Genomic DNA, 21,790 nt, shown 5'->3' with positions numbered 1-21,790 from the left:
CGGAGAACAGCGGGTGCAGATCCAGGGTCACTATGAACTGAAGTTCGAAGCGGTGCGCGAGGCGTTCGCCGCCCTGTTCGACGACCCCCAGGAGCGGGGTGCCGCGCTGTGCATCCAGGTGGGTGGCGAGACGGTCGTGGACCTGTGGGCGGGCACTGCCGACAGGGACGGGCAGCAGGCCTGGCACAGTGACACCATCGCCAACCTGTTTTCATGCACCAAGACCTTCACCGCTGTCACGGCCTTGCAATTGGTGGGCGAGGGCAAGCTCGACCTTGATGCACCGGTCGCCAATTACTGGCCTGAATTTGCCCAGGCTGGCAAGCAGGCGATTACCCTGCGCCAATTGCTCAGCCACCGGGCCGGGCTGCCTGCTATCCGTGAGGTGCTGCCTGCCGAGGCGCTGTACGACTGGCAGGCCATGGTCGATGTGTTGGCCAGAGAGGAGCCCTGGTGGGTGCCGGGTACCGAGCACGGCTATGCGGCCATCACCTACGGGTGGCTGATCGGTGAGCTGATCCGCCGCGCAGACGGGCGCGCGCCGGGTGATTCGATCGTAGCGCGCACGGCTCGCCCCCTGGGCCTGGATTTCCATGTTGGCCTGGATGACCAGGAGTTCGAGCGGGTGGCCCACATCGCCCGAGGCAAGGGCAACCCGGGCGACGAAGCGGCGCAGCGGCTGCTGCAGGTAACCCTGCGCGAACCACACGCGTTGTCGACCCGCGCCTTCACCAACCCCCCGGCCATCCTTACCAGTACCAACAAGCCGGAATGGCGGCGCATGCAGCAGCCGGCCGCCAATGGCCACGGTAACGCACGAAGCCTCGCCGGGTTTTATGCGGGCTTGCTGGACGGCAGCCTGCTGGAGTCCGAGTTGCTTGACGAGCTTACCCGCCAGCACAGCCTGGGCCAGGACCGCACCCTGCTCACCCAGACGCGCTTTGGCCTGGGCTGCATGCTCGATCAGCCCCAGGTGGCCAACGCCACCTTCGGCCTGGGTGCCCGCGCCTTTGGCCACCCGGGTGCCGGCGGCTCGGTGGGGTTTGCCGACCCTGAACATGATGTAGCCTTCGGGTTCGTCGTCAACACCCTGGGGCCCTACGTGTTGATGGACCCGCGGGCGCAGAAACTGGTGCGGGTACTTGCGCAATGCCTTTGATCGGGTAATGCGAGTATTGCCCAGGCTCTTTGACTATCCTCAATGCCAATGCCTGAAGAGTGTGGGCAAAATTTCTTTCTAATTCATGGTGTATCGCTGATGTCTTCACATAAAACCTTAGCACTCGCCCTGTGCCTGGCCGCTGTTACCGGTTGCGCCAGCCAATCCCAGGGCACCGCCAAAAGTGCCAGTTCGAGCTGGTGGCCGTTCGGTTCGGACAAGGTCGCCGACCAGGAAGTGAAGCAGGCGGTCACCGAGAATGTGGCCAAGGCTGACGCCAAGTCCAGCAGCGGCAGCCGTTGGTGGTGGCCGTTTGGCAGCGAAGAAAAACAGGCAGAGGGCCCGGTGGTGCCGAAGATCGACCAGAAGGCCACCCAGGCCTGGCTGGACGAGTACGAGCCCAAACTGCGCGAGGCGATCAAGGACAGCAAGCTGGAGCTGGAGCGGCGCGACAACGTGCTGGCCGTGACGCTGCCGGTGGACGGCTCCTACAACCCGGACCGCCCGAACATGCTGCTGCCTATGACCCTGGGGCCGATCACCCGCGTGGCCAAGACGGTGGAAGGTGACCCCAAGACAGCCGTGCTGGTCCTGGGCCATGCCGATACCAGCGGTGTGCCAGTAGCCAACCAGAAGCTTAGCCTGGAACGCGCTGCTTCCGTGTCTGCCATCTTCCGCCTCAGCGGGTTGCAGCGTGATCGGTTGATTCTCAAGGGCATGGGTTCGGTGATGCCGCGTGCCGCCAACGACAGTGCAGAAGGCCGCGCCCTCAACCGCCGTGTGGAAATGCTGCTTACCCCGCAAAACACCATGGTCGCACTGCTGACCAAATATCAGCAGGCAACCCCGGCACCGGCGCCGGCGTCCATGGTCGCGGCGCAGGATGCCAAGGCCCCGATTAGCAAGGCGGCCGAGAGCAAGCCTGCGGCCAAGAGCGCAACCAAGGCCGCGGCCAAGAAGCCAGCAGCCAAGGCCAAGGCGTCTGCCAAAGCACCCGCCAAGAAAAAAGCCGCCCCGGCCAAGCCGGTGGCCAAAAAAGCTACCACCGACAAGAAAGTAGCTGCCAACAGCCCTGCGAAGACCAACTGATCGTCAAGGAACGCAGCAATGACCCAAACCCTGGCCGATATGCGCCGCGACTACACCCGTGATGGCCTGGCCGAGGCCCAGGCCCCCGCGGAGCCTTTTGCCTTGTTTCACCAATGGTTCGGCGACGCGGTAAAAACCGAACAGGCGCCTGTCGAGGCCAATGCCATGACCCTGGCCACGGTGGACGGTGAGGGGCGCCCGCATTGCCGGGTGTTGCTGTTGAAAGGGCTGGACGAGCGCGGTTTCACCTTCTTCACCAACTACGACAGTGCCAAGGGGCAGCAACTGCGGCAAAACCCGTTTGCGGCGATGACCTTCTTCTGGCCGGCGCTGGAGCGCCAGGTGCGTATTGAAGGCCGGGTCGAGAAGGTAACGGCCAAGGAGTCCGACGACTATTACCAGGTGCGCCCCCTGGGCAGTCGCCTGGGGGCCTGGGCCTCGCCTCAGAGCCAGGTCATTGCTGGCCGTGAGGCTCTGGAGGCCCTGGTCAAGGGCACCGAAGCGCGCTTTTCCGACACCCAGCCCCATTGCCCGGAACACTGGGGCGGGTACCGCCTTCTGCCGGAGCGAATCGAGTTCTGGCAAGGGCGTGCAAGCCGGTTGCACGACCGCTTGAACTACCGCAGTGTCGACGGGCAATGGCTGCGGGAGCGCCTGGCGCCCTGATGCCCAGGGCTGCATGGCGGCCCCTCGTCAGCTCAGCCGGGGTAGGCGGCCGCCTCACGTTGCAGCCACCCGGCCAGCTGCTTGCGCTTCACCTTCTCCACGCGTGCCTGCTGCAACCTTTGCAGCATGTACGCCTGCTTTTGCGGGTCCGTGCCGGCCAGCGACAGCGCCAGGTCGCGGTCCATCCAGCGGCGCATGCGCACGTACAACCACCCATGGAAATACAGCCCCGCAACGGTGGCGACCACGACGATGAAGTAATCCATGGCTATCCTTGGTCTGAATTGAATGGCTGCATGCAGCGGTGCGTCTGTACGCCAGCTGAATGAAAACAATTTTATGACGTTTGCGTCGTGACAGCCGTCAACGTGCAGCGTCTAATGAACACCTGACCTCTGGAGATTGTACCCATGCGTAAATCCGCTTTGCTGTTGGCGACCTTTACCACCATGTCGTTGCTGCTGGGTGGCTGTGCCTCAAGCCTGAGCGGTGACAGCTATTCGCGCGACGAAGCCCGCCGTGTTCAAACCGTGCGTATGGGCACCATCGAATCGCTGCGCCCCGTCAAGATCGAAGGCACCAAGACCCCAATCGGCGGCGGCGCTGGCGCCGTTGTCGGTGGCCTGGCCGGTAGCGCCGTGGGCGGTGGGCGCGGCAGTATCGTAGCGGCCGTTATCGGTGCTGTGGCGGGTGGCCTTGCTGGCTCTGCCGCCGAAGAAGGCATTACGCGCACCCAGGGTGTAGAAATCACCGTGCGTGAAGACGACGGCAGCATGCGTGCCTATGTACAGGCCGTGCAGGAAAACGAAATCTTCCGTGTGGGTGACCGGGTCCGCATCATGACCGTTGATGGCACCAGCCGCGTATCCCACTGACGAGCGGCACGCAGTAAAAACCCCGAGCTGGCATGGGCCAGTCGGGGTTTTTTTCTGCCTGCTAAAGGGCAGCCGCGCGCGAAACCTTGTTAGAGGCCAAGCATATCCCGGGCAACTGCCTCGGCAATACGAATCCCGTCGACGCCTGCCGACAGAATGCCGCCTGCATAACCTGCGCCTTCACCTGCCGGGAACAGCCCCTTCATGTTCAGGCTCTGGAAGCGTTCGTCACGGGTGATGCGCAGCGGTGACGAGGTCCGCGTCTCGATGCCGGTGAGCACGGCGTCGTGCAGGTTGTAGCCTTTGATCTGCCGGTCGAACGCCGGCAACGCCTCGCGGATAGCCTCGATGGCGAACGCTGGCAGGCTGGGGGCAAGGTCGCCCAATGTGACACCCGGCTTATAGGACGGCTCTACGCTGCCCAGCGCGGTCGATGGGCGGCCTGCGACAAAGTCCCCCACCAGCTGCGCCGGGGCCTGGTAGTTGCTGCCGCCCATCACGTAGGCGTGGGCTTCCAGGCGCTCCTGCAGTTCGATACCGGCCAGGGGGCCGCCCGGGTAATCGCGCTCGGGGTCGATGCCCACGACGATACCCGAGTTGGCATTGCGCTCGTTACGCGAGTACTGGCTCATGCCGTTGGTGACCACGCGGCCCGGTTCGCTGGTGGCCGCTACCACGGTGCCGCCCGGGCACATGCAGAAGCTGTAGACAGAACGGCCATTCTTGGCGTGGTACACCAGCTTGTAGTCGGCTGCACCCAGCTTCGGGTGGCCGGCATACTTGCCCAGCCGAGCCTTGTCGATCAGGGTTTGCGGGTGCTCGATACGAAAGCCTACCGAGAATGGCTTGGCTTCCATGAACACGCCCTTTGCGTGCAGCATGCGGAACGTATCGCGCGCACTATGGCCCAGCGCCAGAACGACATGGCGGGCGTGCAGCTGCTCACCGCTTTCCAGTACCACGCCGGTCAGCTGGTCGCCTTCGCTAAGCAGGTCGGTGACCTTCTGTTCGAAGCGTACTTCGGCACCCAGCGCGATCATTTCCTGACGCATCTGCTCGACCATGCCGGTGAGCCGGAACGTGCCGATGTGGGGCTTGTTAATATACAGGATCTCGTCCGGTGCACCGGCTTTGACGAACTCTTCCAGCACCTTGCGGCCGTGGTGCTGCGGGTCTTTGATCTGGCTGTACAGCTTGCCGTCGGAGAAGGTACCGGCGCCACCTTCGCCGAATTGCACGTTGGACTCGGGGTTGAGCACACTTTTACGCCACAGGCCCCAGGTGTCCTTGGTGCGCTGGCGCACTTCCTTGCCACGCTCGAGAATGATCGGCTTGAAGCCCATCTGTGCCAGCAACAGGCCCGCGAAAATGCCGCAGGGGCCAAACCCGACCACGATTGGACGTTGCGGCAGGTTGGCCGGCGCCTGGCCCACGTACTTGTAGGTGACGTCGGGTGCGACAGTGATGTTGCGATCGTCAGCGAACCTGGCCAGCAGTTCGTCTTCGTTGCTGGCGTGCAGGTCGATGGTGTAGATGAACAGCAGCTCGCTGTTTTTCTTGCGTGCATCGTAGCTGCGCTTGAACAGGTTGAAGCTGAGCAACTGCGCGTCGGCAATGCCCAGGCGCTGGACAATGGCCTCGCGCAGCGCTTCGTCGGGGTGGTCCAGGGGCAGCTTCAGTTCGGTGATTCGTAGCATGGCAGGGTCCAGTATCCCGGCCATTGGGCGGCCGGCGGCTTAACACAAACCGCCAAGTATAAGCTGTTAGCCGCCCTGACTGGCAGGTTTAAAGCACCCGGTCATCAGTCGTCGCGCGCGCCGCCATAGTAACCGCAGCCTTGCAGGCTGGTGCCATCGATACGCAGTTCGGCCCGCAGATGGTTGACGGTGCCGGTGGCCGGGTCTACGCAGCGCTGTGGCGCAACCCACAGTTCTACCTGTTGCCCATTGGCCTCGCTGGTCAGGGTCAGGCCGCCGCCGGGTACCTGTTCTTCCAGAAAGGGCAAGGGCAGGGGGGGCTGGCCGGCGCGGTTCAGCACCATGCCACGGCCGCTGGCCTTAAGGTCCCAGTCAGGTGTGTGCCCGCTGGCGCGCAAGGTGAGTTGCTTGAAATTCGGGTCTGCGCAGGCGCCGGCAGTGGCCTCCACTCGGTACAGGCGTCGTACATCCAGTTGGCCATCGGTATTGGCCTGCTTGCTGCCGGTCAGGCGCCCCCGCACGTCGGCGAACAGCGTGTCGTTGGCGCTTTTGGCAAGGTTGGCGGCTTCTTGCAGGATGCCGGTAGCCGCAGCATCGTTGACGATGAACGAACGGCTTTCGTTGCACGGCTTGAACAGCAGGTGGCCGCCGGCGGCGCGCAGTTCACCTTGCATGCGGGTAGTGCCTACATTGGGGTCGGCAGGGGCTTCACCCATGAGTTGGCAGCCGGCGAACAGGGGCAGCAGTGCCGTGATGAGCAGGGTGGGGGTGAGGCGCATGGGGCGGGCTCCGGAGAATCGTGGCCAAAGAGCCGGTCACGTTACTCAGGCTGGTGGTGGATCTCAAGTTAATGGTTGGGTGTCAGGGGGTTGGGGGCCGCAGCGCAGCCCCCAACGTTCACTCAACCGCCCAGGTAGGCATCGCGCACTTTCGGGTCGGTCAACAGGCCTTCGCCGGTGCCCTGCATTACCACCCGGCCGTTTTCCAGCACATAGGCGCGGTCAGCGATCTTCAGCGCCTGGTTGGCATTCTGCTCCACCAGGAACACGGTGACGCCATCGCGGCGCAACTGTTCGATGATGTCGAAAATCTGCTGGATGATGATCGGTGCCAGGCCCAGCGAGGGTTCGTCCAGCAACAACAGCTTGGGCTTGCTCATCAAGGCCCTGCCGATGGCCAGCATTTGCTGCTCACCACCGGACATGGTGCCACCGCGCTGGGTGTAGCGTTCTTTCAGGCGCGGGAACAGTTGCAGCACCTTGTCCAACTGCGCCTGGTAATCGCCCTTGTCGGTGAAAAAGCCGCCCATCGCCAGGTTTTCTTCGACAGTCAGGCGCGCGAACACGCGGCGGCCTTCCGGCACCACCGCAATGCTCTTGCGCATGATCTGCGAAGAGGGCTGACCGACCAGTTCCTCTCCCAGGTACTTGATGCTGCCGCTGTGCGCCTGGGGCGAGCCGCAGAGGGTCATCAGCAGGGTCGACTTGCCGGCGCCGTTGGCGCCGATCAAGGTCACGATTTCGCCCTGGTTGATCTCTACGTTCACGCTGTGCAGGGCCTGGATCTTGCCGTAGAAGGTGGAGACGTTTTCAAACTTCAGCATTTACGCTTCCCCCAGGTAGGCTTTGATCACTTCAGGGTTGTCGCGAATTTCCTGGGGGGTGCCGTGGGCCAGGGGGGTGCCCTGGTTGATCACCACGATATGGTCGGAAATGCTCATCACCAGCTTCATGTCGTGCTCGATCAACAGCACGGTCACGTTGTGCGACTCGCGCAGGTAGGCGATCAGCGCTTTGAGGTCTTCGGTTTCCTTAGGGTTGAGCCCTGCGGCCGGTTCGTCGAGCATGATGATGCGCGGGCGGGTCATCATGCAGCGGGCGATTTCCAGGCGGCGTTGCTGGCCATAGGCGAGGGTGCCGGCGGTACGGTTGGCGAACTCGGTCAGGTTGACCTTCTCCAGCCAGTACTGCGCGCGCTCCATCGCTTCCTTTTCGCTGCGGCGGAAGCCCGGCGTTTTGAACAACCCCGCAAAAAAGTTGGTGTTCAAGTGCCGGTGCTGGGCAATCAGCAGGTTTTCCAGCGCGGTCATTTCCTTGAACAGGCGCACGTTCTGGAACGTGCGCACCACGCCCCTGCGGGCGATCTGGTGACCGGCAAGGCCCTGGATCGGCTGGCCGTCGAGCAGGATGCTACCGCCACTGGGCCGGTAGAAACCGGTGAGGCAGTTGAATACCGTGGTCTTGCCGGCACCGTTCGGGCCGATCAGCGCCACCACTTGTTTTTCCTTGACGGTCAGGGCTACGCCGTTCACCGCCAACAAGCCGCCGAAGCGCATGCTCAGGCCGCTGACTTGCAGAATTTCGCGGCTCATCGACGCAGCTCCATGTGGGGGCGTTGCATCGGCAACAAGCCTTGCGGACGCCAGATCATCATCAACACCATCAGGGCACCGAACATCAGCATGCGGTACTCACTGAACTCACGCATCAGCTCGGGCAGCAGGATCATCACGATGGCCGCCAGGATCACACCCAGTTGCGAGCCCATGCCGCCCAGCACCACGATGGCGAGGATGATCGCCGACTCGATGAAGGTGAAGGATTCCGGGGTGACCAGGCCTTGGCGGGCGGCGAAGAAGCTGCCGGCAAAGCCCGCGAAGCAGGCGCCCAGGGTGAAGGCCGAGAGTTTGATCACGGTTGGGTTGAGCCCCAGTGCGCGGCAGGCAATCTCGTCTTCGCGCAGCGCTTCCCACGCACGGCCGATGGGCATGCGCAGCAGGCGGTTGATGACGAACAGTGCCAGCAAGGCAAGCAACAGCGCCACCAGGTACAGGAAGATCACCTTGTTGATGGAGTTGTACTGCAACCCGAAAAATTCATGGAAGGTCTGCATGCCTTCAGCCGCGCGGCGTTCGAAGGTCAAACCGAAGAATTCGGGTTTGGGGATGTTGCTGATGCCGTTGGGGCCGCCTGTCCAGTCGGTGAGGTTACGCAGGAACAGGCGGATGATCTCGCCAAAGCCCAGGGTCACGATCGCCAGGTAGTCACCGCGCAGGCGCAGCACCGGGAAACCGAGCAGGAAACCGAACGTGGCGGCCATCAGGCCGGCGATCGGCAGGCATACCCAGAAGCCCCAGCCCATGTAGTGCGACAGCATGGCATAGGTGTAGGCGCCTACGGCGTAGAAGCCGACATAGCCCAGGTCGAGCAGCCCGGCGAGGCCCACCACGATGTTCAGGCCCAGGCCCAGCAACACGTAGATGAGGATGAGCGTGGCGATATCCACTGCGCCGCGCGAGCCGAAGAAGGGCCACACCAGCGCAGCCACGATCAGGCCCATGATCACCCAGCGTTGGGTTTTGGGCAGCGTCAGGTAGTTGCTGACGGCCGGCGGGATCAGCTTGCGATCCGAGCGGCGGCCCATCACCGAGCTCCACTGCTTGTCGAACAGCACCCGTAGGAACATTAGCACCGAACACACGGCAATGATGGTGAGGGTGAACGAGCCCTGGCTGTGCACGGCCAGGCTGATGCCGTCGATGCTCAGTTTCAGGCCCAGTACCGGGAAGGCCACGGCCCACACCAGCAAGGCGCTGAAGAACGCCTGTTTGAGATTTCTGCTCATACTTTTTCAACCTCCGGGCGGCCCAGAATGCCGGTCGGCCGGAACAACAGGACAAGAACCAACAGGCCGAACGCAACCACGTCCTTGTACTGGTCGCCGAAGATGTCGGCGCCGAACGCTTCAGCCACACCCAGCACCAGCCCACCGAGCATGGCGCCCGGAATGCTGCCGATGCCGCCCAGTACCGCTGCCGTGAAGGCCTTCAGGCCCACCAGGAAACCGGCGTTGGGGTTGATCACCCCGTACTGCATGCTCAGCAGCACGGCCGCCACGGCAGCCAGGGCGGCGCCAATGACGAAGGTGAGGGCGATGATGTTGTTGGTGTTGATTCCCAGCAGGTTGGCCATCTTGATGTCCTCGGCACAGGCGCGGCAGGCGCGGCCCAGGCGGGAACGGGAGATGAACAGGGTCAGGCAGGTCATGGCCACGAGGGTAACCACGAACACCAGGATCTGCATGTAGGACACCAGGACTTCTTCCGCGCCCCCTGGCCCGAACGAGAAGCTGCCGGGGATCAGGTTGGGGATGGACTTGTCCTTGGAGTCTTGCGAAAGCAACACGGTGTTCTGCAGGAAAATCGACATACCGATGGCAGAAATCAGCGGGATCAGCCGGTTGCTGTTGCGCAATGGGCGGTAGGCAACCCGTTCGATGCTGTAGCCATAGGCACTGGTGACGCAGATCGTCGCGACGAAGGCCACGGTCATGAGGATCGGCAGCGAATGGATACCCATCATGGCCAGGCCCGCCAGGGCCATGAAGGCCACGTAGGAACCAATCATGTAAACCTCGCCGTGGGCGAAGTTGATCATGCCAATGATGCCGTACACCATCGTGTAGCCGATGGCGATCAAGGCATAGGTGCTGCCGATGGTCAATCCATTAACCAGTTGTTGGAAGAAATGGTAGATCTCAGGCATTACAGCGCTCCTAAAAACCTGATTTGCATTTCGCTGGCCGGGGTATGGCCAGGAAACCGCGGGTGACGGTTTTAAGATTTTCAGGTGAGCCCGCCCCCGGATCGCGGGGGCGGGCCCATGAACCTCGTAAAACAAAGCCCACTGCTCGCACAGTGGGCTTCTACGGTCAGCTATTAGTCACGCGTGTTACTGAGGGGAGACTTCGGTCTTCGGTTTGCCGAAGTGCCATTCGTAGACCACGAACTTGAAGTCTTTAAGGTCGCCTTTGGTGTCGTAGGACAGCTCGCCAGTCGGGGTTTTGAAGGTGCCGGCGTGGATGGCGGCTGCCACCTTGTCGGTATCTTCGGAACCGGCTTTCTTGATGCCCTGGGCGATCAGCTCAACTGCGGAGTAGGACGGGAACACGAACGGGCCGCTTGGGTCCTTGCCGTCAGCCTTGATGGCGTCGACGATCTTCTTGTTCTCCGGGTCGGCATCGAACGACTTCGGCAGGGTGACCAGCAGGCCTTCGGAGGCATTCTGGGCGATCTGCGAGATGGAGTCGTTGCCCACGCCTTCCGGGCCCATGAACTTGGCTTTCAGGCCTTTTTCCTGCGCCTGGCGCAGAATCAGGCCCAGCTCTGGGTGGTAGCCGCCGTAGTAGACGAAGTCGACGTTGTTCTGCTTGAGCTTCTGGATGATGGACGAGAAGTCCTTGTCACCGGCGTTCAGGCCCTCGAATACGGCAACTTTGACGCCTTTGCCTTCCAGGGTTTGCTTGACCGCAGTGGCGATGCCTTCACCGTATTGCTGTTTGTCGTGCAGCACGGCCACGACCTTGGGCTTGACGTGGTCAGCGATGTAGTTGCCTGCGGCTGGGCCCTGAGCGCTGTCCAGGCCGATGGTACGGAAGATCATCTTGTAACCGCGAGCGGTAATTTCCGGCGACGTTGCGGCCGGGGTGATCATGATGATGCCTTCGTCTTCATAAACGTCGGAGGCTGGCTGGGTAGAGCTGGAGCACAGGTGGCCGATGACGAACTTGACACCATCGTTTACCACGCGGTTGGCGACCGCTACGGCCTGTTTAGGGTCGCACGCATCGTCGTATTCCTTGGCTTCGAGCATCTTGCCGTCGACACCGCCTGCAGCGTTGATGTCCTTGATGGCCTGCTTGGCGCCGATGAACTGCATGTCGCCGTACTGGGTCACAGGGCCGGTCTTGGGCCCGGCGATCCCGATCTTGATGGTATCGGCGGCAAACGAATGGCTGGCTACCCCGGCCAGAACCATTGCGGCGAACAGCTTGGAAATCTTGATCATAGTGCTCCACTCATTCTGTTGTAATTCTTATAGTCCTGGCGGCCAGGGCTACAGACCGGGCGGGATTTGCGGCGCGGTCATGCCAACGCGCAAGCCCACCTTCCCCCGGAACATGTCCCGGAACTGTACCGGTACAGTGTAGAGCGCTGCCCGAGCGCTTGAAAAGCGGTCGAAAAGTGCCTATTTCGCGGGTTGTCGCTTGGTTGACACAAAAGTACAGAAAGGCGCCATTACAAAGCCTGATTCTGCAGCCAGGCCCCACCAATGCGGGGCCAATCGACCAAATTGCATATTTGAAACCGGGTTTTTCTGCAAAAATGCCGGCCTTTGTTATTGGCTATTTTTGCGGATACCACCCATGACGGATGAAACAAGCACCCTCTATGCCAAATTGCTGGGTGAGACGGCAATCATTGAGTGGAAAGCGCTGGAGCGCTTCTGGGCCAAAGGTGACCTGATTTGGGTCGACCCTGCTCTGGACCTGATCACTGTGGCCGAAGCGATGGCTGAAAACCGCAGCGATCTGTTCGCCAAATGGCGCAGTGATGGCACTGTGGGGCCAGTCTCTGCCGACCAGGCGCTTGACCTGCAAACCCGCGACCCAGAGATCTGGGCGGTGGTGGTGTCGCCGTTCATCGTGATACAGGTCAAAGGCGCAGCGTAGGCGTGATCTTTTTTGGTGCGCGCAAATTCGCAGTCGCACCGTTGCAGTGCTCGTTTATGCTCAAGGTGGGTAGAGGTAAGTAACAATTCGGCGTGGCGGTAACAGTTTACGGCATGCGTAAAGCGACGGTGGCTGGCCCGTCATTGTGCATTCGAGATAGGCTGCCGAAATGTAAGCCATTGCCAGGAGTCATGATGAGCACTGATCTTCCCTCGTTGGCCTTTGCCGGTATCGGTTTGATGGGGTTGCCCATGTGTCGGCGCCTGCTGGCTGCCGGGTACCCGCTGACGGTGTGGAACCGCAGCCCCGACAAGTGCGACGCGCTGGTCGCAGCCGGGGCGCGGCGTGCCGCCAGCCCTGCCGAACTGAGCCGTGATGCCGATATGGTACTGCTGTGCCTGGCGGACACCGCGGTGGTACGCGAGGTGGTGTTTGGCGAGGCCGGTATTGCGCTAGGCGGGCGCAGTGGCCAGTTGCTGATCGACCTGTCCAGCCTGGAACCCGGTGCCACGCGTGAGATGGCTGCCGAGCTGGCAGCGCTGTGCGGCATGGCCTGGCTGGATGCCCCCGTATCCGGCGGCACCCCTGGCGCCGAAGCCGGTACGTTGGCGATCATGGTAGGCGGTGACGCGCACGCCCTGCACCGCGCCCAGCCGGTGCTGCAGGTACTGGGGCAGCGGGTCACGCATATGGGCGCAGTGGGGGCTGGGCAGGTTACCAAGGCCTGCAACCAGATGATCGTGGCCTGCAACGCCCTGGTGATTGCCGAGGTGATTGCTTTGGCTGAACGTTCGGGCGTTGACACCCGGTTATTGGCTGAGGCACTGGCAGGCGGTTTCGCCGACTCCAAGCCGCTGCAGATACTGGCCCCGCAAATGGCAGCGAGCACCTACCAACCGGTCAAATGGCACGTTCGCACATTGCTCAAGGACCTGGACAACGCAGTGAAGCTGTCCCGCGAGCAGGGCGCTGCAACCCCGATCAGTGGCCTCGCCGCGCAGTTGATGCGCCTGCACGCAAGCCAGGGTTTTCTGGACCAGGATCCGTCGACCTTGGTGGAGCAGTACCGGAGCAAGCCGTAAGGGTCACCGCCGGTGGACGCAGGCGTAGCAACAGCGGGTGCAGCTCGGCCAGTGCAGCCGGCCGGCCGAGCAGGTAACCCTGCAGGCAGTCACAGCCGTGATCCTGTAGAAACGCCTGCTGTTCGGCCTTTTCCACCCCCTCGCTTACCACCTGCAGGTGCAGGGTGTGGGCCATCGCGATGATCGCCTGGACGATCTGGCAATCTTTGAGGCTGTGCGGTACGTCTTGCAGGAATGTTCGGTCGATCTTCAGCACATCCAGCGGCAGCCGCTTGAGGTAGGCCAATGACGAGTAGCCGGTGCCGAAATCGTCAATGGAAAGCGTCACGCCCAGTGCGCGTATGCACTTGAGCACGTTGACGGTGCGCTGCATGTCGCCCATCAGGGCGTTTTCAGTTACTTCCAGCTCGAGCAGTGTGGCAGCAAGGCCTGTTTCGGCCAGCACCCGCTCCACTTCATTGGGCAGGGCATCGTGGCTGAGGGTCACGGCCGAGCAGTTGACCGTGACCTTGAAGCCACCAACCCCCTGGCGCTGCAGCAGGGCAAGGTCGGTGCAGGCACGGCGCAGCACCCACAGGTCCAGGTCGATGATCAGGCCGTTGGTTTCGGCAATGCCGATGAAACGATCAGGCCCCAGCCACCCGTGTTGCGGGTGTTGCCAGCGAACCAGGGCTTCAAGTTTGGCCACCAGGCCAGTACGGGCATCAAAAATGGGTTGGTAGTGCACAGTCAGCCCGTGCTCTTCGAGCAACGCCAGGCGCAGTTCCTCTTCCAGCTGCAGCGCGAGGGTAGCCCGGGTCTTGAGGCTGTCGTCGAAAAAGTGCCAGCCGTTGCGGCCATTGGCCTTGCACTGGTAAAGGGCCAGGTCGGCATTTTTCATCAGTTCTTCGGCGCTGGTGCCATCGTCTGGAAACAGGCTGATGCCAATGCTGGAGGTCATGACCATGCGCCGGCCACCGAGGTCAATGGGGTCCTTCATGCGCTGCAGGATACGCTGTGCCAGATGTTGTGCCTCCTCACGCCCGCTCAGGCTGGTGACCACGCAGAACTCGTCGCCCCCCAGGCGTGCGACCAGGTCCTGGCTACGGGTGGCGGCCTTGATGTGGCTGGCGATCACGGTCAGCAACCGGTCGCCGGCCGGGTGGCCGAGGCTGTCATTGATACGTTTGAAATGGTCGATATCCAGGCACATGACTGCCATGCGGCCTTCGCAAGCCTGATGCTCGGCAAGGCGCTCGGCAAAGACCTGGTTGAAGCCTCGTCGGTTGACCAGGCTGGTCAGTGCGTCGTAGTGCGCAGCCTGTTGCAGGGAGGCACGGGCCTGGTCCAGTTGGCCAAGCAGCACACTGACCCGGCGCAGGTCATGCTCCTTGCTCTGCAGTTTTTTGTCAGCCAGTGCCGCACTGATGCTGGCGCCACTGATCAGCAGGGTAATGAAGCCCACGCCCAGCCCCAGTTGCAGGCTGTTGTCAGCAGACGGCAGGCGGATTGCCATGTCCGTTGGGATCACCAGTGTCATGGCCGACATGGCGGTGAAATGGGTGGCTACGATGCCCCCCGCCATCACCAGGCTGGCAGCATATTTCATTGACTGGTGCAGCATGCCGCTGCCTTTGCGGAAGTAGCGGGCCAGCCACAAGGCCGACAGGCTTGTGAAGAACGCGATCACGGCGCATACCAGCAGCAGGTCGGTGCGGTAATACTGAACTGCGCCGGTTTGCATGGCCGCCATGCCTACAAAATGCATGATCACGATGCCCAGGCCGATCAGCGCTGCGCTCTGCAGGTAGTGCCGGGTGTGCATTTGATGCCGGCCAAAGCTATACATCGCCCAGCAGGCAACTATCAGCGCAATCACCAACGAAAGCGCGGTGAGGGTTACGTCGTAATGAACTTCCAGCGGCACCTGGAAGGCGAGCATGCTGATGAAGTGCATAGCCCAGATGCCGCCTGCCAGGCAACAGGCGCCCAGTAACGCCCAACGTCGATAGGCCGCGGTGTTTTCGCTGCTGCACTGGCGTTCGGCCATGTGTAGGGTGGCAAAGCAGCCGGCCCAGGCCACCAGGTATGCCAGTAGCACCAGAACGGGTTCGTGTCGGCAGTCCATCACCACATGGCCAGTGGCTGGAAGGTCAGCGAACAGTCGTAGCTCAATCCACTCCATGGAACGCCCCGTTATCGTGTATCCGCACGCACGATCGGTGCAGACCATCCGGGGGAGTATAGGGAATGGGGCTCAGGCCATCATCGGGTAATGGGACATTGACTTCAACGATTTGGATATCGGAGGTATAGCAGGCGGGAATATGCGGGGTGGGGAAGGTTCAGGAGCAGCCAGCCAAGGGCCGCTCCTGTTTCAACTTAGGCTAGCCGGCTACCAGTACGCGAATTGCTTCAAGACGCAAGGCCGCCTTTTCCAGCATGGCCAGGCCTTGTTCACGTTGCTTGCGAAGGGCTTCGACTTCGCTTTCACGCACGCTCGGGTTGACCGCCTGCAGTGCTACCAGGCGCGCCAGTTCCTCATCTGCCTCAGCCGCCAGACGGCGTTGGGCCTCGGCCACGCGCTCAACGTGGGTAGGCACCACTTTCTCTTCACCGCTGCTGATGCGTTTGGCCAGTACGTCACGTTGCGCTTGCACGAACTTGTTGGCGCTGGCGCGCGGCACGCTCTCGAGCTGATCGTTCAGGGTTTCGAAGGCCACGCGGGTGGCCAGGTCGTTACCATTGGCGTCCAGCAGGCAGCGCAGGGCGGCGGGTGGCAGGTAGCGGCCCAACTGCAGGCTGCGCGGAGCCACCACCTCGCTGACGAACAGCAGTTCGAGCAACACCGTGCCGGGCTTGAGGGCCTTGTTCTTGATCAGCGCCACGGCGGTGTTGCCCATCGATCCGGACAGTACCAGGTCCATGCCGCCCTGTACCATCGGGTGTTCCCAGGTAAGGAACTGCATGTCTTCGCGCGACAGAGCCTGGGCGCGGTCGTAGGTGATGGTGACACCCTCGTCGTCCCCCAGCGGGAAGCTGGCGTCGAGCATTTTTTCGCTCGGCTTGAGAATCAGTGCATTCTCGGAATGGTCTTCGCTGTCGATGCCGAACGCATCGAACAAGGTTTCCATGTAGATAGGCAGGGCGAACTGGTCGTCCTGTTCCAGAATTGCTTCGACCAGTGCTTCACCTTCGCCGGCGCCCCCGGAGTTGAGTTCCAGCAGGCGGTCACGCCCGGTGTGCAGTTCGGCTTCCAGGCGCTGGCGCTCTGTGCTCGCTTCTGCCACCAGGGCATCCCAGGGCTTGTTGTCCTGGCCTTGCAGCAACGGCAACAGCCGCGGGCCAAACTGGTGTTGCAGTGCGTTGCCAGTGGGGCAGGTGTTGAGGAAGGCATTCAGGCCTTCGTGGTACCACTGGAACAGGCGCTCCTGCGGCGTGCCAAGCAGGTAGGGAATATGCAGCTCAATGGTGTGTTTCTGGCCGATCCGGTCCAGGCGCCCGATGCGCTGCTCCAGCAAGTCGGGGTGCGCTGGCAGGTCGAACATCACCAGATGATGGGCAAACTGGAAGTTGCGCCCCTCGCTGCCGATTTCCGAACATACCAGCACCTGTGCGCCGAACTCTTCGTCGGCGAAGTACGCAGCGGCGCGGTCACGCTCAAGGATACTCATGCCTTCGTGGAACACCGATGCCGGTATGCCAGAGCGCACGCGCAGGGCGTCTTCCAGGTCCATCGCGGTTTCGGCGTGGGCGCAGATCACCAGCACCTTGGTGCGCTTGAGCATTTTCAGGGTGTCGATCAGCCAGTCGACCCGCGGGTCGAAGCGCCACCAGCGCTCATCGTCTGCCACCTCCCCCTGGGCCTGGAAGGCCACTTCGGGGTACAGCTCGGCATGCTCGCCGACCGGCAGGTTGCCGTACTGTTCTGGGGCGGGCAGCGGGTAGGCATGCAACTGCCGCTCCGGGAAGCCCTGGATTGCCGCACGGGTGTTGCGGAACAGGACACGACCGGTGCCGTGGCGGTCCAGCAGTTCGCGGATCAGGCGGGCGCTGGCCTGGGTGTCGCCATCGCTGACGGCAGCCAGCAACGCTTCGCCTTCGGCCCCGAGAAAGCCCTGGATGGTGGCATGGGCCTTGGGCGACAGGCGGCCGTCGTCCAGCAATTCCTGCACGGCCTCGGCCACGGGCCGATAGTGCTCGCTTTCGGCGCGGAAGGCGGCCAGGTCATGGAAGCGGTTAGGGTCGAGCAGGCGCAGGCGGGCAAAGTGGCTGTCTTGGCCCAGCTGCTCCGGCGTGGCGGTGAGCAGCAACACGCCCGGGATCACCTGAGACAGTTGTTCGACCAGGGCATATTCGGCACTGGCCTGTTCTTCGTGCCAGACCAGGTGGTGAGCCTCGTCGACTACCATCAGGTCCCAACCGGCAGCGAACATCGCGTCCTGGGCCTTTTCATCCTCCACCAGCCATTCCAGGGCAACCAATGCCAGTTGCGCATCCTCGAAGGGGTTGCTGGCATCGCTTTCAATGAAGCGCTCGGCATCGAACAGGGCGACCTGCAGGTTGAAGCGGCGGCGCATTTCCACCAGCCACTGGTGCTGGAGGTTTTCCGGCACCAGGATGAGCACGCGGCTGGCACGGCCAGACAGCAACTGGCGATGAATCACCAGGCCGGCCTCGATGGTTTTACCCAGGCCCACTTCGTCGGCCAGCAGTACCCGAGGGGCGCTGCGGTCGGCGACCTCGCGGGCAATGTGCAATTGGTGCGCAATAGGTTGCGCGCGGCAACCGCCCAGGCCCCACAACGCTGACTGCATCTGCTTGCTGGTGTGGTGCAGCGTGTTGTAGCGCAGGCTGAACCAGGGCAGCGGGTCGATCTGCCCGGCGAACAAGCGGTCGCTGGCCAGGCGGAACTGGATGAAGTTGGACAGCTGGGTTTCTGGCAGTGTCCGCGGCTGGTTCTGGCCGTCCAGGCCGTGGTAGACCATCAGGCCGTCGATGTCCTCGACTTCCCGTACGGTCAGCTTCCAGCCTTCGAAATGGGTGATCTGGTCGCCCGGGGAAAAGCGCACGCGGGTCAGCGGCGCGTTGCGCAGGGAGTACTGACGGGTATCGCCAGTGGCCGGGTAGAGCACGGTCAAGAGGCGGCCATCCTGCGCCAGGATGGTACCCAGGCCGAGCTCTGCTTCGCTGTCGCTGATCCAGCGTTGCCCCGGTTGATACTGCTGCGCCATACTGCCTGAACTCCCGCGATGAAAAAGCCGATTATGTTAACGGATCGGCCGGCCAGACCAAAGTGCCGAGTGCACCTTCTGGCGCCGAACGGTGATGGCAAATGCGTCATTCTAGCCGTTTCATCGCCTCATGCCGTGCTGCTCGAGGGTCGTTCATCAACATGTCTGCCAAGCATCACTGGACAAGCACTGGCCTGGTGGCTGGCTGCCTGTTGTTGGCCGCGTGCCAGCAGAAGAACTTCGAGACACTGCCTGCCATCCCCGTCGAGCAGTTGGAGGTGTTGGGGGTGCAGGCGCCGATCAAGAGCGTGCACTTTCGCGACCGTGATGGCGAAGGCTTGCTGGTGCTGAGCCGCAGCGATGGCCAGGCCAGCGACCCGGACAGCGAACAGGAAGTGGACAAGGTGGTGCTGAAAGCCACCCTGTACGGGCGCAGTGCAGAGCGCGAGGCATTCAAGCCCCGCTGGCAGATCGAACAAGAAACCACCTGCCCAGGCCTCGACCTGGATGTGGACTTCTACGCCGACGTCAGCGATGTCGGCGACCTCAATGGCGATGGCGTTGCCGAAGTGACCGTCGCCAGCCATGCATACTGCGGCGGGGGGATCGACCCCCATGACATCGCCATCGAGATGCGCGAGGGGCAGGCCGTGTACACCATCACCGGGCAGTCGCTGATTACCCCGCCCGGCGAGGAGCCGATAGGCGGCGAACGCGTGGACAGCGCTTCGCTCAAGGCCGCATCGGCGCAGGTTCGAGCCCATATGGATGCGGTGTGGCAGCAGGTGTACAAGCGGCCATGGAGCGAAGTCAGCCCGCCAGCCGACGACGACCCGGATGACGAAGCCGAATAATTGTTGTCCATGACATCAAGGCCAATTCGCGCCTGCCGATACAGGAGCATAGGAGAACGTCCATGCTGCCACCGATCATCCCGCTCAGTGCCGTACCGGTGACCTCGCAACAGGACCCGGTAAAACCTACCCCGGATATCAAACCGGTGGTGCCTGCGCAGCCGGCTTCCGGCGAAAGCGCCATCGATCTCAAGCAGCAGCGCGACCCCCAGGAGCAGGAGCTGCTGCTGCGTGAAGAGCAGCGCCGTCAGCAACAGCGCCGGCGTCAGGGCGATCAGCAGCGTTTCAGTGCCGTGCCGGGTGACGAGGTCAATGCCGACAACACGGTGCCGGTGGCACCGTTGATGGGGGAGCCCGTGCGTCAGGGCCTGCTGGTTGATATCGAAGTCTGAGGCAGGGCTGGTCAGCGCATGCCCCTGGCGTCATCATGCAATCTCCATAGATCGTCGAGCCCGAGCATGAGCCAAGACAACCTCATCGATTTCGATGCCGAGCGCGCCAAGCGCGTGCATGACCTCAAGGAAAGGCGCCTGAACGAGATGCGCAACGCGTTCGAGCAGGCCTTGCCGTTGAATGCCTCCAAGAAGAAGCCCAAGCGCAAGCCCAAGAAGCGCTGAAACTTGACGCAGGTCAAGCCTGCGCCTGCCTCCTGTGCCCGCCCCCGGGCACCCTCCATACCCATTGACACCGGTCAATTTTCCCCGCCCGCAGATTGGTTAACTTAGCCCTATCGGACAACGGCACACGAATGGAGGCCAGCATGTTCTTCGACAACGTGGTTATCGCAGGCGTGGTAACGGTTGGGTTGATGGTGGCTTTCTTTGCCGGTCTGGGCATTTTCATCTGGAAGGACTCGAACAAGCGCAAAGGGCGCTGACCTTTCAGGTACACGAGCACGCAAGGCATTTAGGGCGACTTCGGTCGCCCATTTTTTTTGCCTGGACGCTTTGTATTAAAGAGTGCGAGTGCGCGCTCAGCGTCGCTTGGCGTACGTGTCTTTCAACTTCATCGGGAGGTTAGGTGATGGCCATCACATCGCAGGACATCTGCAGCGCTGCCGAACAGCTCAAAGGTTTTGTCGGGTTTCATGGCAAGCGCGGCTGCCACATTGTGCGCTTTTCCGAGGATTCGTTCGGCATGGATGTCGCCGACGCCAGTATCACGCCGTGCAACGAGTTCGTCTGGCGCCACGAGCAGGGGCAGCGCATGGCGCTTTGCCGTGAACGGCTTGCCTTGCTGTTGGCGCAGCATGTGGATGACCGCCTGAATATCAGTGAGCCGCTACGGGCCTACCTGCGCCGCAGTGACTTGCCCGAGATCGTGGCTGAGCGCAAGTTGCAGGCGGCTGCCCAGGTCAGCGGGCAAGGGACATGAGGTCTGGCATTTCGTGCAGCCCTTGCGTGCCAGCATGCAACCGGTGCGCGACCATGACTTGATCGCGGCCGGCGCCTTTGGCCGTATACAGCGCCCGGTCTGCCTGTTCCAGCCAAGTGTCGGAGGTATCGAGGTGGGCGCCGAACGGGCACAGGCCAATGCTGAGGCTGATGCGCAAGGTGGGCAGCTGCGGGTTGCGGTAGCTGCCAACCCGCTCGCGCAAGCGTTCCATCGCCTGGCAGGCCTGCGCCTCGCTGGTGTCTGGCAGGATCACGCAGAACTCATCGCCCCCGTAACGCCCGGCCTGGTCGCCCTCGCGCAGGGTGCGACGCAGCTCGGCGCTCAATTGACGCAGCACGCAGTCGCCGATGACGTGGCCAAAGGTATCGTTGATTGCCTTGAAGTGGTCGATGTCGATCAGTGCAATGACTGCGTCGCTGCGGTGTTTCCTGCATTTCTGAAAATTCAGCATCAGCAGGTCCTTCCAGGCGCCATGGTTGAGCAGCCCGGTCAGGCTGTCGGTAAGGCTCAGCGCGCCAAGCCTTCGCTTGTGCTCGGCAAGCTTGATTGCCAACTGATAGCAGACCCAGCCCAGCGCCATTGGATAGAGGGTGAGCATGGGCAGGCTGGCGTAGACTTGCAGCGTGGTGGCCTCAAGCTCCAGCCCGGGGCCGAGCAACATTACAGCAACGGCCATACCGCCCAATTGCGCCAGTGCGCCGCGCCGCACCAGGCGTTTTCCGCCGGCCGACACGTTGTTCATGGTCATCATCGACAGCACGGTAACTGTCGGCAGTGGGTTGAAATGCATGGCTGCGGCCCAGAACCCGCCCATCAGCGAGTCGAGCACAAGGTTGCGCTGTTCTGCCTGGTAGGGCGCCTCGGAGCGTGCAGCCCACTGGTAGGCAAGGTGGGGCCATACCAGGCCATTGAACAGCATGAAAGCCCACACCCATGGAGGGGGCGAGAGCGGCGCCGTGCCTGCCATCACACACAATAAACCGATGCCCATGCCAAAAACACGCGGCAGGTAGATGCGCTTGGCGAATGAAAGGCCCTTGCCGGAGCGTGTGTTCATGACTGTGGAATCTCTGTCAGGTAACCGTTTATCGCATAAATCGCATGAATATTGTGAAACAGTGTCGCGCCTCCGAACACTGGCCTTACAGGCCAATTCAAGGTTGATGCGATCACTGGCCGGGCGGGGCAGGGCTGGGCTGTCGGCAACGGCTGCCAAGTGCAAGGGTTTGGGGCGCGGGGGATTCGGGAGG

The 21,790-nt window shown here is 62.2% G+C and carries 22 protein-coding genes; 11 read left to right on the top strand and 11 right to left on the bottom strand.

Annotation, left to right across the window (positions count from 1 at the left end):
• The first annotated feature begins 13 nt into the window (after positions 1–13).
• The 3 genes from IAE33_RS17300 to pdxH all read left to right on the top strand — a co-directional run bounded on the left by IAE33_RS17300 (position 14) and on the right by pdxH (position 2,914).
• Positions 14–1,159 carry a serine hydrolase domain-containing protein gene (locus IAE33_RS17300; RefSeq protein ID WP_201164415.1) on the top strand — a complete coding sequence of 382 codons (1,146 nt, stop codon included), beginning with the start codon at positions 14–16 and terminating at the stop codon, positions 1,157–1,159.
• 99 nt (positions 1,160–1,258) lie between these two features.
• On the top strand, positions 1,259–2,248 hold the full coding sequence (locus IAE33_RS17295) for an OmpA family protein (RefSeq protein WP_201164414.1): 990 nt from the start codon (positions 1,259–1,261) through the stop codon (positions 2,246–2,248).
• Positions 2,249–2,266: 18 nt separating this feature from the next.
• Entirely contained in the window at positions 2,267–2,914 is a 648-nt protein-coding gene (gene pdxH, locus IAE33_RS17290) for a pyridoxamine 5'-phosphate oxidase (RefSeq protein WP_201164413.1), read from the top strand.
• A 32-nt stretch (positions 2,915–2,946) separates the two neighbouring features.
• Here the strand turns inward: pdxH and IAE33_RS17285 are convergent, their stop codons facing one another.
• Positions 2,947–3,180 carry a hypothetical protein gene (locus IAE33_RS17285; protein WP_028633211.1) on the bottom strand — a complete coding sequence of 78 codons (234 nt, stop codon included), beginning with the start codon at positions 3,178–3,180 and terminating at the stop codon, positions 2,947–2,949.
• A 144-nt stretch (positions 3,181–3,324) separates the two neighbouring features.
• Between IAE33_RS17285 and IAE33_RS17280 the strand changes: the two genes are divergently transcribed.
• Positions 3,325–3,789, top strand: coding sequence for a glycine zipper 2TM domain-containing protein (locus IAE33_RS17280; RefSeq protein ID WP_028633210.1), 465 nt, complete (start codon positions 3,325–3,327; stop codon positions 3,787–3,789).
• Between the two features lie 89 nt (positions 3,790–3,878).
• On the opposite strand, the gene IAE33_RS17275 is transcribed toward IAE33_RS17280, so the two are convergent.
• The 7 genes from IAE33_RS17275 to IAE33_RS17245 form a co-directional block, all read right to left on the bottom strand.
• Positions 3,879–5,486, bottom strand: coding sequence for an NAD(P)/FAD-dependent oxidoreductase (locus IAE33_RS17275; RefSeq protein ID WP_028633209.1), 1,608 nt, complete (start codon positions 5,484–5,486; stop codon positions 3,879–3,881).
• A gap of 104 nt (positions 5,487–5,590) precedes the next feature.
• Complete coding sequence (locus tag IAE33_RS17270) at positions 5,591–6,265, bottom strand: COG3650 family protein (RefSeq protein WP_201164412.1); 675 nt, start codon at positions 6,263–6,265, stop codon at positions 5,591–5,593.
• A gap of 122 nt (positions 6,266–6,387) precedes the next feature.
• Positions 6,388–7,089: an ABC transporter ATP-binding protein gene (locus IAE33_RS17265; RefSeq protein WP_028633207.1), complete on the bottom strand. Its 702-nt coding sequence runs from the start codon at positions 7,087–7,089 to the stop codon at positions 6,388–6,390.
• Entirely contained in the window at positions 7,090–7,857 is a 768-nt protein-coding gene (gene livG / locus IAE33_RS17260; RefSeq protein ID WP_028633206.1) for a high-affinity branched-chain amino acid ABC transporter ATP-binding protein LivG, read from the bottom strand.
• Positions 7,854–9,110 carry a high-affinity branched-chain amino acid ABC transporter permease LivM gene (locus IAE33_RS17255; protein WP_028633205.1) on the bottom strand — a complete coding sequence of 419 codons (1,257 nt, stop codon included), beginning with the start codon at positions 9,108–9,110 and terminating at the stop codon, positions 7,854–7,856. The genes livG and IAE33_RS17255 overlap by 4 nt, the downstream gene beginning before the upstream one ends.
• Positions 9,107–10,030, bottom strand: a complete 924-nt coding sequence (gene livH, locus IAE33_RS17250; protein ID WP_028633204.1) for a high-affinity branched-chain amino acid ABC transporter permease LivH — start codon at positions 10,028–10,030, stop codon at positions 9,107–9,109. Before livH ends, IAE33_RS17255 begins: the two co-directional genes overlap by 4 nt.
• Before the next feature lie 186 nt (positions 10,031–10,216).
• Positions 10,217–11,332 carry a branched-chain amino acid ABC transporter substrate-binding protein gene (locus tag IAE33_RS17245; RefSeq protein WP_201164411.1) on the bottom strand — a complete coding sequence of 372 codons (1,116 nt, stop codon included), beginning with the start codon at positions 11,330–11,332 and terminating at the stop codon, positions 10,217–10,219.
• A 358-nt stretch (positions 11,333–11,690) separates the two neighbouring features.
• On the opposite strand from IAE33_RS17245, the gene IAE33_RS17240 reads away from it, so the two are divergent.
• On the top strand, positions 11,691–11,996 hold the full coding sequence (locus IAE33_RS17240; RefSeq protein ID WP_201164410.1) for a DUF2288 domain-containing protein: 306 nt from the start codon (positions 11,691–11,693) through the stop codon (positions 11,994–11,996).
• A gap of 194 nt (positions 11,997–12,190) precedes the next feature.
• Positions 12,191–13,078, top strand: coding sequence for an NAD(P)-dependent oxidoreductase (locus tag IAE33_RS17235; RefSeq protein ID WP_201164409.1), 888 nt, complete (start codon positions 12,191–12,193; stop codon positions 13,076–13,078).
• Here IAE33_RS17235 and IAE33_RS17230 read toward each other — a convergent pair.
• Positions 12,978–15,242: a putative bifunctional diguanylate cyclase/phosphodiesterase gene (locus IAE33_RS17230; protein ID WP_201164408.1), complete on the bottom strand. Its 2,265-nt coding sequence runs from the start codon at positions 15,240–15,242 to the stop codon at positions 12,978–12,980. The two genes, IAE33_RS17235 and IAE33_RS17230, sit on opposite strands and share 101 nt — an antisense overlap.
• A 202-nt stretch (positions 15,243–15,444) precedes the next feature.
• The gene (gene rapA, locus IAE33_RS17225; protein WP_201164407.1) at positions 15,445–18,291 is read right to left on the bottom strand and encodes an RNA polymerase-associated protein RapA; all 2,847 of its coding nucleotides are present in this window, start codon (positions 18,289–18,291) and stop codon (positions 15,445–15,447) included.
• Positions 18,292–18,452: 161 nt separating this feature from the next.
• Between rapA and IAE33_RS17220 the strand changes: the two genes are divergently transcribed.
• From IAE33_RS17220 to IAE33_RS17205, 5 genes are all read left to right on the top strand, one after another.
• Entirely contained in the window at positions 18,453–19,145 is a 693-nt protein-coding gene (locus tag IAE33_RS17220) for a M949_RS01915 family surface polysaccharide biosynthesis protein (protein WP_201164441.1), read from the top strand.
• A gap of 62 nt (positions 19,146–19,207) precedes the next feature.
• A complete protein-coding gene (locus IAE33_RS17215; protein WP_028633198.1) occupies positions 19,208–19,537 on the top strand; it encodes a hypothetical protein in 330 nt (109 codons plus the stop codon).
• A gap of 66 nt (positions 19,538–19,603) precedes the next feature.
• On the top strand, positions 19,604–19,762 hold the full coding sequence (locus IAE33_RS17210) for a hypothetical protein (RefSeq protein ID WP_201164406.1): 159 nt from the start codon (positions 19,604–19,606) through the stop codon (positions 19,760–19,762).
• Between the two features lie 143 nt (positions 19,763–19,905).
• A complete protein-coding gene (gene ccoM, locus IAE33_RS24810) occupies positions 19,906–20,022 on the top strand; it encodes a cytochrome c oxidase subunit CcoM (RefSeq protein ID WP_028633197.1) in 117 nt (38 codons plus the stop codon).
• Between the two features lie 146 nt (positions 20,023–20,168).
• Positions 20,169–20,519 carry a DUF2025 family protein gene (locus IAE33_RS17205; RefSeq protein WP_201164405.1) on the top strand — a complete coding sequence of 117 codons (351 nt, stop codon included), beginning with the start codon at positions 20,169–20,171 and terminating at the stop codon, positions 20,517–20,519.
• Here IAE33_RS17205 and IAE33_RS17200 read toward each other — a convergent pair.
• Positions 20,500–21,597 (bottom strand): diguanylate cyclase, encoded by a 1,098-nt coding sequence (locus tag IAE33_RS17200; RefSeq protein WP_201164404.1) that lies wholly within the window; start codon positions 21,595–21,597, stop codon positions 20,500–20,502. The two genes, IAE33_RS17205 and IAE33_RS17200, sit on opposite strands and share 20 nt — an antisense overlap.
• Positions 21,598–21,790: the final 193 nt, after the last annotated feature.

Source organism: Pseudomonas sp. S60 (genome assembly GCF_016647865.1).
Classification (GTDB): Bacteria; Pseudomonadota; Gammaproteobacteria; order Pseudomonadales; family Pseudomonadaceae; genus Aquipseudomonas; species Aquipseudomonas parafulva.
This window is presented reverse-complemented; position numbering and strand designations above follow the sequence as displayed.